At 65.0% G+C, this 13466-nt stretch carries 17 protein-coding genes; 5 read left to right on the top strand and 12 right to left on the bottom strand.

Translation table 11 applies throughout. The features are described 5' to 3' along the window. Nucleotides 1-106 precede the first annotated feature (106 nt). Nucleotides 107-760 (top strand): SIMPL domain-containing protein, encoded by a 654-nt coding sequence (locus ABEA18_RS13220; protein ID WP_345449843.1) that lies wholly within the window; start codon nt 107-109, stop codon nt 758-760. Between the two features lie 11 nt (nt 761-771). On the opposite strand, the gene pcp is transcribed toward ABEA18_RS13220, so the two are convergent. Next, nucleotides 772-1419, bottom strand: coding sequence for a pyroglutamyl-peptidase I (gene pcp / locus ABEA18_RS13215; RefSeq protein WP_345449842.1), 648 nt, complete (start codon nt 1417-1419; stop codon nt 772-774). A gap of 60 nt (nt 1420-1479) precedes the next feature. Next, complete coding sequence (locus tag ABEA18_RS13210; protein WP_345449841.1) at nt 1480-1896, bottom strand: hypothetical protein; 417 nt, start codon at nt 1894-1896, stop codon at nt 1480-1482. Between the two features lie 155 nt (nt 1897-2051). Between ABEA18_RS13210 and ABEA18_RS13205 the strand changes: the two genes are divergently transcribed. Together ABEA18_RS13205 and ABEA18_RS13200 are read left to right on the top strand one after the other, a co-directional pair. After that, nucleotides 2052-2273, top strand: a complete 222-nt coding sequence (locus tag ABEA18_RS13205) for a hypothetical protein (protein WP_345449840.1) — start codon at nt 2052-2054, stop codon at nt 2271-2273. Nucleotides 2274-2448: 175 nt separating this feature from the next. Beyond that, a complete protein-coding gene (locus ABEA18_RS13200) occupies nt 2449-3528 on the top strand; it encodes an Rv2578c family radical SAM protein (RefSeq protein ID WP_345449839.1) in 1080 nt (359 codons plus the stop codon). Nucleotides 3529-3552: 24 nt separating this feature from the next. On the opposite strand, the gene ABEA18_RS13195 is transcribed toward ABEA18_RS13200, so the two are convergent. Beyond that, complete coding sequence (locus ABEA18_RS13195) at nt 3553-3993, bottom strand: (deoxy)nucleoside triphosphate pyrophosphohydrolase (RefSeq protein ID WP_345449838.1); 441 nt, start codon at nt 3991-3993, stop codon at nt 3553-3555. Between the two features lie 146 nt (nt 3994-4139). Here ABEA18_RS13195 and ABEA18_RS13190 point away from each other — a divergent pair, with 146 nt between their 5' ends. Beyond that, entirely contained in the window at nt 4140-5348 is a 1209-nt protein-coding gene (locus ABEA18_RS13190; protein ID WP_345449837.1) for an MFS transporter, read from the top strand. 18 nt (nt 5349-5366) lie between these two features. Here ABEA18_RS13190 and ABEA18_RS13185 read toward each other — a convergent pair whose 3' ends face one another. From ABEA18_RS13185 to infC, 5 genes are all read right to left on the bottom strand, one after another. Further along, complete coding sequence (locus tag ABEA18_RS13185; RefSeq protein ID WP_345449836.1) at nt 5367-6284, bottom strand: cation diffusion facilitator family transporter; 918 nt, start codon at nt 6282-6284, stop codon at nt 5367-5369. Between the two features lie 102 nt (nt 6285-6386). Then, nucleotides 6387-7280 carry a TrmH family RNA methyltransferase gene (locus tag ABEA18_RS13180; RefSeq protein WP_345449835.1) on the bottom strand — a complete coding sequence of 298 codons (894 nt, stop codon included), beginning with the start codon at nt 7278-7280 and terminating at the stop codon, nt 6387-6389. A 51-nt stretch (nt 7281-7331) separates the two neighbouring features. After that, nucleotides 7332-7862: a 50S ribosomal protein L20 gene (gene rplT / locus ABEA18_RS13175; protein WP_234753143.1), complete on the bottom strand. Its 531-nt coding sequence runs from the start codon at nt 7860-7862 to the stop codon at nt 7332-7334. A 117-nt stretch (nt 7863-7979) separates the two neighbouring features. Beyond that, nucleotides 7980-8174: a 50S ribosomal protein L35 gene (rpmI, locus tag ABEA18_RS13170; RefSeq protein ID WP_236816733.1), complete on the bottom strand. Its 195-nt coding sequence runs from the start codon at nt 8172-8174 to the stop codon at nt 7980-7982. A gap of 119 nt (nt 8175-8293) precedes the next feature. Beyond that, the gene (infC, locus tag ABEA18_RS13165; protein WP_425550524.1) at nt 8294-9355 is read right to left on the bottom strand and encodes a translation initiation factor IF-3; all 1062 of its coding nucleotides are present in this window, start codon (nt 9353-9355) and stop codon (nt 8294-8296) included. A gap of 378 nt (nt 9356-9733) precedes the next feature. Here infC and ABEA18_RS13160 point away from each other — a divergent pair, with 378 nt between their 5' ends. After that, complete coding sequence (locus ABEA18_RS13160; RefSeq protein WP_236816723.1) at nt 9734-10120, top strand: DUF1844 domain-containing protein; 387 nt, start codon at nt 9734-9736, stop codon at nt 10118-10120. Between the two features lie 85 nt (nt 10121-10205). Here ABEA18_RS13160 and ABEA18_RS13155 read toward each other — a convergent pair whose 3' ends face one another. From ABEA18_RS13155 to ABEA18_RS13140, 4 genes are read right to left on the bottom strand one after another with little or no spacing between them, the layout of a single operon-like run. Next, nucleotides 10206-11540, bottom strand: coding sequence for an MFS transporter (locus ABEA18_RS13155; RefSeq protein ID WP_345449834.1), 1335 nt, complete (start codon nt 11538-11540; stop codon nt 10206-10208). Nucleotides 11541-11598: 58 nt separating this feature from the next. Further along, the gene (locus ABEA18_RS13150; RefSeq protein ID WP_345449833.1) at nt 11599-12501 is read right to left on the bottom strand and encodes an SseB family protein; all 903 of its coding nucleotides are present in this window, start codon (nt 12499-12501) and stop codon (nt 11599-11601) included. After that, a complete protein-coding gene (gene priA, locus ABEA18_RS13145; protein WP_345449832.1) occupies nt 12501-13247 on the bottom strand; it encodes a bifunctional 1-(5-phosphoribosyl)-5-((5-phosphoribosylamino)methylideneamino)imidazole-4-carboxamide isomerase/phosphoribosylanthranilate isomerase PriA in 747 nt (248 codons plus the stop codon). Before priA ends, ABEA18_RS13150 begins: the two co-directional genes overlap by 1 nt. 59 nt (nt 13248-13306) lie before the next feature. After that, nucleotides 13307-13465, bottom strand: coding sequence for a hypothetical protein (locus ABEA18_RS13140; protein WP_172465499.1), 159 nt, complete (start codon nt 13463-13465; stop codon nt 13307-13309). Nucleotide 13466 lies beyond the last annotated feature (1 nt).

Genomic DNA, 13466 nt, shown 5'->3' with positions numbered 1-13466 from the left:
CGTCCGGCGGGCACTAACACCCAGTCTAGTAGAAGGGTTCGGCGGGGCTTTAACCCGTGACACCCTCCGGACGGCGTTCGCCGGCGCCCGGGGCTAGCATGGCCTCATGACACCGGTCCGCACCATCACTGTCACCGGAGAGGGAACCGCTGAAGCCGTTCCCGACCTGCTCACGCTCACGCTCGCCGTCGAGGTCAGGCGCGACGCCGCCGAAGCGGCCTATGACGACGCCGGAGAGATCGCCTCGGCCGTGACGGAGGCTTTGCGCGGGCATGGTGTGGCCGGTCTTGACCTGCGGACCCGCGGCCTCAATCTGCGTGCCGAACTCGTCTGGGCCGAAAACCAGGGGCAAAAGGTCAGCGGCTATGTTGCATCAACCACGCTGGTTGCCCGGGTCGGGCCGCCGTCAGCGGCCCCCGCGGCCATCTCCGCCGCGGTGGCTGCAGGCGGTGACAGCCTCCGCATCAACGGGATCGAACAAGGATTCACGGATGCCTCGGCTGTTGCGGCGCGGGCACAAGAGGCCGCATGGCGGGAAGCCGAAGCGAAGGCGGCCCGGTTTGCCGCACTTGCCGGCGGCCGGCTGGGGCAGGTGCTATCCATCGACCAGCGGCCGGTGCATGGATCGCCGGTGCCGATGATGGCCGGTATGCAGCGCGCCGCAGCGAGCGAAGGAGTGCCCATCGAAGCGGGCTCAGTGGCGGTTTCCACGAGCGTTGTGGTGCAGTGGGAGCTGGATTCGCCCGCGCCAGCCGAGTGAACAGCACCGGCCTAGTGAACAGCTCCGGCGGACAGCTTCGCGTCCACCGGATTCCCAAGCGCGGTGCGAACGACGACGGCGATCCCCCGGCCCATGTCCTGCGTCGCCATGCCGGGCGCGGCACTGCCCTGCGGCAGCTGCGCTGCGTCATAGGGGACGTGGATGAAGCCGCCCCGGGGGCGGGGCGCAACAGCTCCCGCGAGCTTGTGCATCAGGGCATAGAACACATGGTTGCAAACGTATGTCCCGGCAGTCTGCGAGACTTCGGCGCGGATTCCAGCGATCTGAAGTGCTCGCAGCGCGGACTTCAACGGCAGCGTGCTGAAGTACGCCGCGGGCCCTTCCGGCACCACCGGCTCGTCGATGGGCCTGTTTCCGGCGTTGTCCGGGATTCTGGCATCGTCGCAGTTGATGGCCACACGCTCCAAGGAGAGCCGGTCCCGGCCTCCGGCGAGCCCGACGCAGATGACCAGCTCCGGGCGCACCCTCGCCATGGCCTCGCCCAGGACCGCAGTGGATTCACCGAAAACGCACGGTAGCTCGAGCGCTTCCACTCCATGCCCTTCGGCGCGCAAAATTTCCTGCGCTTCGAGGACGGCAGCCCACGAGGGGTTGTTGGAATCGCCGCCAAAGGGTTCGAATCCCGTCAGCAGAATCATGAACCCACCCTAGCAACAGCCGGCCCGGCTTCCACGTTCTCCGTTCGAACTTATTGTGGATCACCGGATTCCGTGCGCAGCCTTGGTGGTGAAGCCGGCGCCCGCGCGGTGCAGGCACTCGGCGAGGAGTTGGAGGTAGCGCTCGTAGGGCTCGTCAGGGCCCCAGAACTGGTAGGCGGTCCGGTTGGCGGCCAGGGCCATGTTCAGTTGCAGGGCCGCGGAGACCTCGTCGCCCTCACGGGTGAGCACCCAGTCGCGCAGGTCCTCCAGGAACTGCTCCCCGAGGTCCCGTGTGGACTGGGCCAGGGTGGGCGAGTCGGCCTTGAGGCGGCGCTGGAGCGGCATGAGGGATCCGTGCTGTTCGGCGAATGCCGAGAGGACCGTGCTCAGGGCGGTCCATAGGGGCTCCTCGGCGGGGCGCGCGGCCATCAGAGCCCACCAGACCTTGCGTTCGTCCGGATCGCGGTCGAAGACCACGGCCTCCTTGCTGGCGAAGTAGGGCGCAGGCTCAACGCCGCGCTGGCCGCGCCATCTACACCGGCGCGCTCGCCTACACGCTTGCCCTGTCGCAGGCGCTGCGGGCTGAGTTGGATGGCACCGGCGTCGGGGTGCACGTGGTCTGTCCTGGCGTGGTGGCAACCGAGTTCCACGAGGTACAGGGCATGGACCTCTCCGCAGTCCCGCGGATGTCCGCCGACGACGTCGTCGCTGCCGCGCAGGCGGGCATCGCGCTCGGCGAAGGCGTCATCGCCCCGGGCCTGGAGGACTACAGCCTCCTCGACGAGGTGTTCCGTGCCGACCTGGCCGCGTTCGGCGGCCAGAGCCCGAAGCTCGCTTCCCGCTACCAAGGCTGACCGCCCACGCGCCTGGCCGGGCGCCACGAGCCGTAGCGCCCCTTCGGCAACGGGGACACTCTCGCCTCAGAATCCGCCGCCTTCCAGGGATGGCGCTACTTCAGCCAGGCAGATACCCAAGACGAACTTTCAACAGGCCTTGACAAGTGTTCGAACATATATTCGAATGGAGGCCATGAGATGGGACGCACAAGCACTTTCGCCACAACGTGGTCCGGCACCCGGAGACAACAGCAACAGCGGTCCGTCCGGAGCCGCCCCAGCAACGGACGCACTGCTGCCGCTGGCCGGGCTTGTGCGTTCCGTCTCAACCCCCGAATTCTCCGGAGTCACCTTCCATGAGGTCACCGCCAAATCGGTGCTCAACAAGGTGGCGTCCGGTTCCCAGATGCCTTTTGAATGGACGGTCAACCCCTACCGCGGATGCAGCCACGCCTGTGTCTACTGCTTTGCGCGCAAGAGCCACACCTATCTGGAGTTCGACGCCGGACACGATTTTGATTCCCAGGTGATAGTGAAGATCAACGCGGCGGAGGTCCTGCGCAGGGAACTGTCCAAACCGTCGTGGGGCCACCATCATGTGGCCCTCGGCACCAATACGGATCCCTACCAGCGGGCAGAAGGCCGCTACCAGCTGATGCCGGGGATCATCCGGGCCCTGGCCGATTCCGGTACGCCGTTCTCCATCCTCACCAAGGGAACCCTCCTGGGCCGCGACATTCCCCTCCTCAAGCACGCCTCCAGCCAAGTGCCCGTGGACCTGGGCATCTCGCTGGCCATGACCGACGAAGCCCTGGCCTCGGCGGTGGAACCGGGCACGCCTGCACCGCGCGCGAGGCTCAAACTCATCCGCCGGCTGCGCGAGGCCGGGCTGCGGTGCGGCGTCATGGCCATGCCTATCCTGCCGTGGCTGACGGACAGCGATGACGCTCTGGAGTCGCTCTTTGCGGCCCTGTCCGACGCCGGTGCCACTGGCGTGACGGCCGGGGCGTTGTACCTGAAGCCGGGCACGCGGGAATGGTTCATGCAATGGCTGGCGGCGCATCACCCCGGCCTGGTCGGCAAGTACCGGCATCTCTACGGTCAAGGCTCGTACGCTTCGAAGGAATACCGGACCTGGCTAAGCGGCCGTATCAACCACTTCAAGGCCCGTCACGGTTTCTCCGGGAGCAGCGGTTTCAGCCACAGGAACGCCACGGCGGGCAAGGAAACCTCGGCGTCCCTACCACCGGCTGGTCAGTCCACTCTTTTCTAGCAAATCGTTTCTAGCCAATCGTTTCTAGCAAATCAGCCCGGAGGCCACCCGCTCCAGCAGTGCACGGACAATCGGGAGGTCAGCAGGAATCCACGGCAAAGTGAACGCCTCGTCTCCATTGCCGAGCTGAACCCACCGGAGTTCGTCGTGGTCCTGGAGCGGACGCGGTTCGCCGTCAAGCAGTTCGGCGAACCATACCCTCATGACGGCCCGCTCGTTCAAGGGCCATCCGGCGGCTGCGCCCGGCTCAACCTCGGCCCCGAGTCGGACAGTGATCCCGAGTTCCTCGAGCAGTTCGCGGTGCAGCGCGTCTTCGAAGGACTCCCCCGCCTCCAGCTTGCCGCCCGGGAACTCCCACATTCCGGCGAATTGCGGCGGGGCGCTCCGTCTCGCAACGAGCAGCCTTTTCGGGTTTTCAAGGGAATCGACGACGGCGGCGCCCGCCACGCTTATCAGTCCAGTCACCGCAACAGTCTATGGGCCGTCAGATCGTCACCCCTGCCTATGGAAGTTGTCACATTCCGGGACATTCGCCGGAGACCCGCACTAAGCTTGAAAGTCGGCTTTATTCCCTACGAGTGGCATCCCGCTCGCCCCCAAGAAACAGGACGATGACCACTACCGCTGTCAGCAAGACCTCCCGAAAGACCGGAAGCCGCCACGTGTCGCTGGCGATCTTCGCCCTTGCCATGGGTGGATTCGCCATCGGGACCACGGAGTTCACCATGATGGGCTTGCTCAAGGAGATCGAGCAGGGACTCAACATCAGCACTCCCGAGGCCGGGAACCTGATTTCCGCCTACGCATTGGGGGTCGTAGTGGGTGCGCCGATCTTCGCGGCGCTGGGCGCCCGGCTCCCCCGCAAGCAACTTGCCTTGGGACTCATGCTGTTCCTCTCCATAGCGAACCTGACGTCCTTCATTGCACCGGACTACGGAACCATGTTGATCACGAGGTTTGCCTCGGGACTGCCGCATGGCGCCTTCTTCGGGATCGCCGCGGTCATTGCAGCGAGCCTGGTTGCTCCCACCAAGCGCGGTTGGGCGATTTCGATGGTCATGGGCGGACTGACCATCGCGAACGTCATCGGTGTTCCTGCGGCTACTTGGCTCGGCCAGACGTTCGGGTGGCGCCTGCTCTTCGTCGTGGTGGGCGTTATCGGCCTGGCCACCAGCGTGTTGTTGTGGAAGTTTGTCCCCTTTGAGCCTGCCCACCCCGAGGCAAGCATCCGGCGGGAACTTGGTGCCCTCAAGCGCATTCAGGTGTGGCTGGCGTTGCTGATCGGAATCATCGGTTTTGGCGGCTTCTTCGCCACCTACACGTATATCTCCCACACCATGACTTCGGTGGCAGGGATTCCGCAGGCGCTGATACCCGTGGTGGTTGCCCTCTACGGACTCGGCATGGTGGCAGGCAATATCCTGGGCGGCCGTATCGCCGACAAGTCGGTCATGGGAACCATCTACCGGGTCCTTCCGCTCATCGCCTTGGCGCTGGTGGCCTACGCCGTCGCGGCCCACTGGGCGTGGTCCGCATTCATCATGGTCTTCATCGTCGGCGGTATCGGCTCCATGCTTATCCCGCCGTTGCAGACGCGCCTCCTCGACGCTTCGCCGGACGCTCCGTCCTTGGCCTCTTCGCTCAACCACTCGGCCCTCAACATCGCTAACGCCCTTGGCGCGTTCCTCGGCGGCGTGGTCATCGCTTGGGGCTGGGGATACGTTGCCCCTGCCCTCGTCGGAGCTGTCCTGGCAATCCTGGGGCTCTGCGTCGCGGGCATCAGCGGCTGGCTGGAACGCAAGCGGCCACTGGCGGCATAATGCTGCCGACGGGCTTCCTCAGACCTGGACCCGCTCGACGTCGGGCTCCAGGTAGATGACCCTGGCGATCGGTACTGCAGTGCGGATCCTGAGTTCGGCGGCGTCGATCGCTTTGGCAATGGCCTGACCGGTATCTGCCGCGCCTACGCTGATCTTCGCAGCGACAAGCAACTCTTCCGGGCCCAGGTGCATGGTCTTGAGGTGGATGATGCGCGTGCCGTCGGACTCAATGGCTTCCGTGATGCGAGCGTTGTCCTCTTTGGTGGCTGATTCGCCCAGCAGCAAGGACTTGGTTTCCACCGCGAGCACCACGGCGATTCCCACAAGAAGCAACCCGATCATTCCTGTGCCCGCCGCGTCCCACAAGCCGTTGCCCGTGATGAGGGTCAGGCTCACCCCGAACAGCGCGAAAACGAGGCCCAGGAGAGCTCCGAAATCCTCCAGGAGAATCACGGGAAGTTCCGGTTGCTTGGCGTTGCGGATGAACTTGATCCAGCTTTGCTTTCCGCGCTGGGGATTGGATTCGTGAATGGCGGTGCGGAACGAGAAGGATTCCGCCACAATGGCGCCGAGCAGCACTGCCAGCGGCACCCACCAGAAATCGCCTTCGATGGCGTGCGGGTGCTGGAATTTCTCCCAGGACTCGTAGAGCGCGAAGAGGCCGCCAACACTGAACAGCACAATAGAGACGATGAAGGCGTAGATGTAGCGCTCACGGCCATAGCCAAAGGGGTGTTCGGGACTTGCGGCCCGCTGCGCCCGCTTCCCGCCAAGCAGCAGGAGCAACTGGTTCCCGGAGTCGGCGACGGAGTGGATTGCCTCTGCCAACATGGACGACGACATCGTCAGCACGAATGCGACGAATTTGAGCACAGCGATCGCCAGGTTGGCACTCAATGCCGCCACGATTGCCTTGGTACCGCCATTTGCAGCCACGAAAGCTCCACCTCTTCTTCGGTTCAGGGGATCTGAGTGAATCGGCACGAACGGACCGCGGGGTCGCGTCCTGCAAGCAATACCGTACCGGTTGAGAAATTGTCAGGAGTGCTGGGAGCGCGCGCTGGCGTAAAGGCATACTGTGGCGGCTGTGCCGAGGTTCAGGCTTTCCGCCGAACCGTAGACGGGCACTGCGACACGATGGTCAGCAAGCGCAAGCTCGGAGTCTGAAAGTCCTTGCGCCTCGTTACCGAACAGCCAGGCCGTCGGGGCTTCGAGGGCGTAGGCGGAAGTCGCTGCCGATGCACCTAGGCGGCGTGCCGCATTCTCGTCCTGAAGTTTGTCCAGGTTGAGGGTGCCGTAACCGTCCGCTGCGAGGATCCCGATGCCGCGCTCCTTGCAAAGGGCCACGAGCTCTTCAACGTCCGCACCCAGGACCACCGGCAGGTGGAAGAGCGAACCGGCCGTGGACCGCACGGCCTTCGGATTGTAAATATCCACGCTGGAGGCCGTCAAAACCACGGCATCCGCACCGGCAGCATCAGCGGCCCGAAGCACCGTCCCCGCATTGCCAGGATCGCGCACCTGGCACATGACAGCGATCAGCCGCGGACCGGCGTCGAGCACCGATTCAAGACTGACGTCCACAAAGCTGCAGACGGCCACAATCCCTTGGGGATTGACGGTGTCCGCCATGGCAGCCAGGACATCATCGTTCGCAAGCCGCAAGGCAACGCCGTCCGCGAGCTCGGCCAGTTCGGGAAGCCGGTCCAGGCAGCTTTCGCTCGCGAAGACTTCGTGTACGACGCCGGGCTCCCCTGCCGCGGTCCGCTCCCGGTGCAGGAGCAGCGCCTCGCGCACGGCCTGGGGGCCTTCGGCGAGGAACCGGCCACGCTTTAAACGCGCCGGGCGCCCTGCAAGCCTTGCGACATCCCTGACCCGATCGGCTCGGGGGTTGGACATCGGAAGTTCTTGCGGGCGCCCGGTTTCGTTCATATACAGAACTTTAGTGGCAGTTGCCACCGTCCCATGAACTGAGGCTACGTGCTACTCAGCAGCTTCAGCGGCAGGCTTCTTCGCAGCCTTGGCCTTGGGGGCCTTGGCAGCGGGCTCTTCCTCGGAAACGGAGGCCTTGACTGCCGGAGCAGCCTTGGTAGCCGCAGAAGTCTTGGCGGCAGCCTTCGGAGCGGCTTCGGCCTTGACGGCCGGAGCGGAGGTGTCGGCAGGCAGGGAATCCTTGGCAACCTTGACCAGCGCGGCGAAAGCGTTGGCGTCGGAAACGGCCAGCTCTGCCAGCATGCGGCGGTCAACCTCGACCTCAGCGGCCTTCAGGCCCTGGATCAGACGGTTGTAGGTCAGGCCGTTGGCGCGGGATGCAGCGTTGATGCGCTGGATCCAGAGGCGACGGAAGTCGCCCTTCTTCTTGCGGCGGTCGCCGTAGCTGTACACAAACGAGTGCAGCAGCTGCTCTTTTGCCTTGCGGTACAGGCGAGACCGCTGACCGCGGTAACCCTTGGCCCGTTCAAGGACAACCCGACGCTTCTTGTGGGCGTTTACCGCCCGCTTCACACGTGCCACGTGCGTACTCCTTCAAAATTCTTATCCCAAGCTGCTACTGCCGGAAACCCGGCCGGCCTGAGAAGGCTTTGGTGTAGTCGGCAGCTGCCGGATGGCAGCAACCAGAAAACTTGGAACTTAGATGCCGAGCATCCTCTTGATGACCTTGGCATCGCCCTTGAAGACGATCTTGTCGCCGGCAAGGCGACGGGTCAGGGTGGAGGACTTGTGCTCCAGGTAGTGGCGGCGGTTGGCCTGCTGACGCTTCAGCTTGCCGGTACCGGTCAGCTTGAAGCGCTTCTTAGCACCACTGTGGGTCTTCATCTTCGGCATGGGAACCGATCTCCTTACGTGTCCGCAGACTGGGTCTGCAGTTCTTTCGTGCAGCCACCCCATGAAGGGCGGCTACTGCTTTCGTGCCGGGCAGAGGGGATGCCCCTCCTGCGGCGTGACTAGTTGGTCTTGCGTGCCGCTGGCTTCGGAGCGGCCTTGGGGGCTGCCGGTCGAGCTGCAGGCTTTGGAACCGCGGGCTTCGCCATCGGTTTCGGTACTGGTGTAGCAGCAGGCTTGGGGGCAGCTGGTACAACAGGCTTCGGAGCTGCCTGCTCAGGAGCCTTTGCCGGTGCCGGAGCCTTCGCCGGCGCCGGTGCGGCAACCGGAGCGGCTTCCACCACAGGAGCCTTTTCGGCAACCGGAGCTGCTTCAACTACGGGAGCCTTTTCGGCAACTGGAGCTGCTTCCACCACGGGAGCTTCTTCGACCACCGGAGCTGCTTCAACCACGGGAGCCTCTTCGACAACCGTTTCCTCAGCGGCCGGAGTCTCTTCGACTTCAGCGGCCTCCGCCTCAACGGCTTCCGATACGGTCTCCTCGGCCTGGGTTTCCTCGGCCTGGGCCAAGAGTTCCGCCGGCAGCAAGTCCGCGAGTGACTGGGTCAGGGGAGCATCCTCGCCTGAAACGTCAATCCGGCCTGCGGCCTTGGCTTCATTCTGGGCCTTGGCTTCTGCACGCTGCGCCGCTCGGCGGGCCTCGGCCTTGGCCTCAGCCTTGTTTTTCAGCGGACCGATCACCATGACCATGTTGCGGCCATCGATGCGCGGGCTGGACTCAATCACGCCGACTTCGGCAACGTCCTCAGCGAAGCGCTGCAACAGGCGGATGCCCATTTCAGGGCGCTGCTGCTCACGTCCGCGGAACTGGATCATGGCTTTCACCTTGTCACCGGCACCCAGGAAGCGAAGCGCGTGGCCGCGCTTGGTCTCGTAGTCGTGGGTATCGATCTTCAGGCGGAAGCGGATTTCCTTGAGGACCGTGTTGGTCTGGTTCTTGCGGGCCTCACGGGCTTTGACAGCGGCTTCGTACTTGTACTTGCCGAAGTCCATCAGCTTGCACACCGGAGGCTTCGCCTGCGGTGCAACTTCAACGAGATCCAGGTCAGCCTCGGCAGCCAGACGCAGGGCGTCCTCAATACGGACGATTCCAACCTGTTCGCCGGCAGGGCCGACCAAACGCACCTCGGGGACGCGGATACGCTCATTGATTCTTGGCTCGCTAATGTCAAAGCTCCTGTTGTTGTGATGAGTATTCCACCGGCAAATAGAGAAGGCCCCCAATTGCTGGCGCAATCGAAGGCCTCGAAGATCGGAAACGGCCCCTCAAAGGAGGCGTTCGCACCATCCAAGGCTGACCTTGAACGGTGTCCGACCAGGTACCCGGCAACTTACATCCCCGAAGGGAAACGGCTGACGCGGGTGGGAGAGAACTCCGCTTGCAAACTGAAAATCAATTCTACAGAAATCGGCAACCAACCGCACATTAACGTTGGGTGGCCGAGCGCTGCGTGAGCCATGGAAAATGGCAACTTCCAGTCGGTCTGTGACAAGCTTACCAGCATGAGCACTTCAGACAGCAATTCCCTCGACCACGAGCCCGCCGGCACCGACGCCGGAGTAGGCCAGCAGATCCGCGACATTTCGGAAGTTCCGGCTGTTGAGGTCATCACCACCGGCGCCGTTCACCTCATGAGCGCCGCGGCCGTCAAGGTGGGCTTGGCCGACGACCCCCAAGCCGAGGAGCTCAAGGACCTGGACGAAGCGCGCAAACTGATCACCGCATTGGCCGGCCTGGTCACGGCCGCAGCTCCGGAAATCGGTTCGCAGCACGCGGGCCCCTTGCGCGATGGCCTCCGCTCCCTGCAACTTGCGTTCCGCGAAGCTTCCCTGATCCCGGACGAACCGGGCAAGGGCCCAGGCGAAAAGTTCACCGGCCCGGTCAACTGACACGGACTAACCCGTAGGACCGCGACGGCGGGCTGGCCTCTTTGGCCGGCCCGCCGTCGTCGTATTCTGGCGGCTTAGGCGCGACTCAGTTGGCGGGATCCCCGGCGCCAGCCTGGGTGATGGTCATGCTCCGGCGCCGACGAAGCTGGAGGAACAGCCCGGCAAGGCACAGCACCACTCCTGCCGTCCCGATGGCGACGAAGCCGGCCCACGGCCCCACGCCGTCGATGAAGAGCCCGGCGACCGGCGAACCGAAGGCCACGCCTGCTGTGAGGGCCGAGCCATACCAGCCCATTGCCTCGCCGCGCCGGTCCTCATCCACGATGTCGGCGACCTTTTCCGACGCCGCGGACAACACCGGCGCGCAGAGCAGACCGGGAAGCAGTGACAACAAAGCGAGGGTCCAGGTGTCCCCGGCGAAGCCCATCGGGATGGTCAGGGCCGCCATGCCCAGCAGGAGCAGGATGGGCGAGACGGGCCGGTGCATGGCGCCGTAGATGAGCCCGCCGACTACCGAAGAGGCGCACCAGAAGAAGAAAACAATTCCGATCTCGCTCTCGTGCCCGCCGCGCTGCAGCACCGCGACGATCCCGACGTCGGTGCCGCTCAGGACCATGCCGGATCCTGCGGCGACGGCAAACACGGCGGCGACTGCCGCAGTGAACCAGGTGAAGTTCCGGGCCATTTTTCCCCGCAGCCCGGAAGCTTGCGAGACCGTCGGTGCCATCTCTGAAGCGGCTTCCTGGAGATGGGCCGGCGCCGAGGCCACCACTGCGGCTTCGGCCGCATGGAGCTCATCGGCATCCCGGTCAGCCGTCTGGCCGGCATCCAGGACGCCCTCGCTGCGGGTGGGCGGGTTGAACCACAGCAGGAAGAGCCCGGCGGCCGAGGTGCACACGCCCACGATGGTCAGGCCGAGCACAGTGAACCCGCTCGTAGCCACCACTGCGCCCACTGCGGGGCCGATCATGAAGACCACTTCGGTGCCGATCGAGTCCAGGGCATAGGCCGAGCGCCGCTGCTCTCCATCAACCAGCACACCGAGCGACTGCCGGATGACGCTGAAGATCGGCAGCGTCAACAGGCCCCCCACGAAGACGAGCGGAAGGATCCATTCGTAGCTGACGTGCGGCACCACGGACCAAATCACCAGCTCAGACACCACCGAAGGAATAAGCGCCTTGCGCAAGCCGACAGTGTCCACGCGCCGCCCTCGCCACGGAGCGCCAATCGCGATGCCGATAGTGAACACCGCGGCGGCAGCACCGGCGGCGGCGTATCCCTTGCCCAGGGTCAGCACGATGTGCAGGGTGAGCAGAACTCCCGCTGCCGAGTGCGGTATGCGGGCCACCATGCCCACCAGCAGGAGACGCCGCACGGACGTGATGGACAGCATCTCCCGGTAGAGAGAGAAATTCACGAGCTACATCCCCTGTTCTGCCGAGGGCAGGACAAGGACGTTCCCCCTGTGCCTTCGGCTACTGTGCCGCCCGCTGCAGGCTGACTTCGATCGAGTCAACCCGCTCGGCGAACAATTCGTTCTGCGCCCAACGTCCGTTCAGCCCGGAGACGAGATCCTGCACCGCGGCGGCGTCCAGGCCGTCTTCGAGGTACAGCACCACGCGCAATTCAGGCCCGGGTCCCCCGCCGGCCATGGCCGATCCGTCGGCCGTGCGCGAAGCCATCCCCGATCCTGGCCGCATCTCCAGGCGCCGCACGGCCGGGTACATCCCTGCCAAGGAATTGAGAGCAGCCTCCAGTTCATCATCAAGGTACGACGGCGTCCAGTCGCGCTGCTGCGCCAATGACCACATGGCAGGCCTGCGCACCACGAAGGTGACATCCGAACCCGGATCCAAGACGAGCAGCTGGGCTCCCTCTGACACGGCAGACAACGCCGCCCGGGCCGCATAAACGGCGACGGGGCGGGCCTGCGGGTGCCACGATTCAAGGGCGGCAGCCGAGGTGAACACGGGCATGGCCGTGCGGCCGTCCGGCGCTTTCAATGTCACGAGCGCCATGTCGGCCTGCTTGTCGGCATGGAGACCGTCCACGCCCTCGGCTTCCTCGGCGAGCTGGGCCACCACCGGGACAAAGACCCTGGCCGTCGCCAACGAAGCCACCACACCGGCCTCGCTGCCGGTACCGGCGAGCAGGGCCGCGACGGCGGCGAGGTACCCGGCGTCGGCCGTTCCGTCGTCGTCGTCGAAATTATGGATCTTGGCGGCGTCTCCGCTCAGGTCGCGGCCCGCCCAGGGCTGGCCGGCAGAATCGCCTGATCCCCCGGCGCCCGCCAGGGCAGCAGCGATGTGCCCGGGCAACTGCCGGGGTGCCGGAGTCGAAGCCTTGTCAGCAGCCGGGGACTGTGGATCCTGCGACATCAGCGGCGGCCGGCGACGTCCAGGGCTTCCGGAAGCGTGAAGGCACCGGCGTACAGCGCCTTGCCGACGATCGCTCCTTCGACCCCGAGCGGCACAAGCTCCCGCAGGACGCGCAAGTCCTCGAGGCTGGAGATGCCGCCCGACGCAACGACAGGTTTGCCGGTCTTTTCCACCATCCGGCGCAACAGCTCGACGTTGGGACCCTGCAAGGTTCCGTCCTTCGTGACGTCGGTGACCACGTAGCGGGCGCAACCGGCCTCCTCAAGGCGGGCCAGCACCTCCCAGAGATCCCCGCCCTCCTTGGTCCAGCCCCGGCCCGCGAGCGTCGTGCCGCGGACATCGAGCCCGACGGCGATCTTGTCACCGAAGCGGTCGATGGCCCGACGGGTCCATTCGGGATTCTCCAACGCGGCCGTTCCGAGATTCACGCGGGCGACGCCGAGCTCGAGCGCGCGCTCGAGGGATTCGTCGTCGCGCAGTCCGCCGGACAGCTCAACCTTGACGTTCAGCTGCGAGACGACCTCGCTGATGAGGTCGGCATTGTTGCCGCGGCCGAAGGCGGCGTCGAGGTCCACCATGTGCACCCACTCGGCTCCGGCGTTCTGCCAGTTCAGTGCGGCTTCCAGCGGAGTGCCGTAGCTGGTCTCGGAGCCGGCTTCTCCCTGAAGGAGGCGGACTGCCTGCCCGTCCACGATGTCGACGGCGGGCAGGAGTTCCAGGACGGGCAGTTCAGAGGGGGTAGTCATTGATGTCCTCGGTGTCGTGGGGACGGGCGTCAGTTGCCCGGCAAGTTATTTGGCAGGCACTATTTGGCAGGCAAAGTGAAGAGGTAGGCAGCCAGCAGTGCCAGACCGGCGAGTACGTAGAACGAAATGGAGACCCAGGCGGGGCGTTTCTGCTGGTGGAAGGAGATTCCGCCGCCAACCAGCAGCCCGGCCGCGCCCATGAAGATAACGGACCACATC

The sequence above is a fragment of the Arthrobacter gyeryongensis genome (assembly GCF_039543785.1).
Lineage (GTDB): Bacteria > Actinomycetota > Actinomycetes > Actinomycetales > Micrococcaceae > Arthrobacter > Arthrobacter gyeryongensis.
The sequence above is the reverse complement of the archived record's forward strand: the minus strand, read 5'-3'. Positions and strand labels throughout refer to the sequence as shown.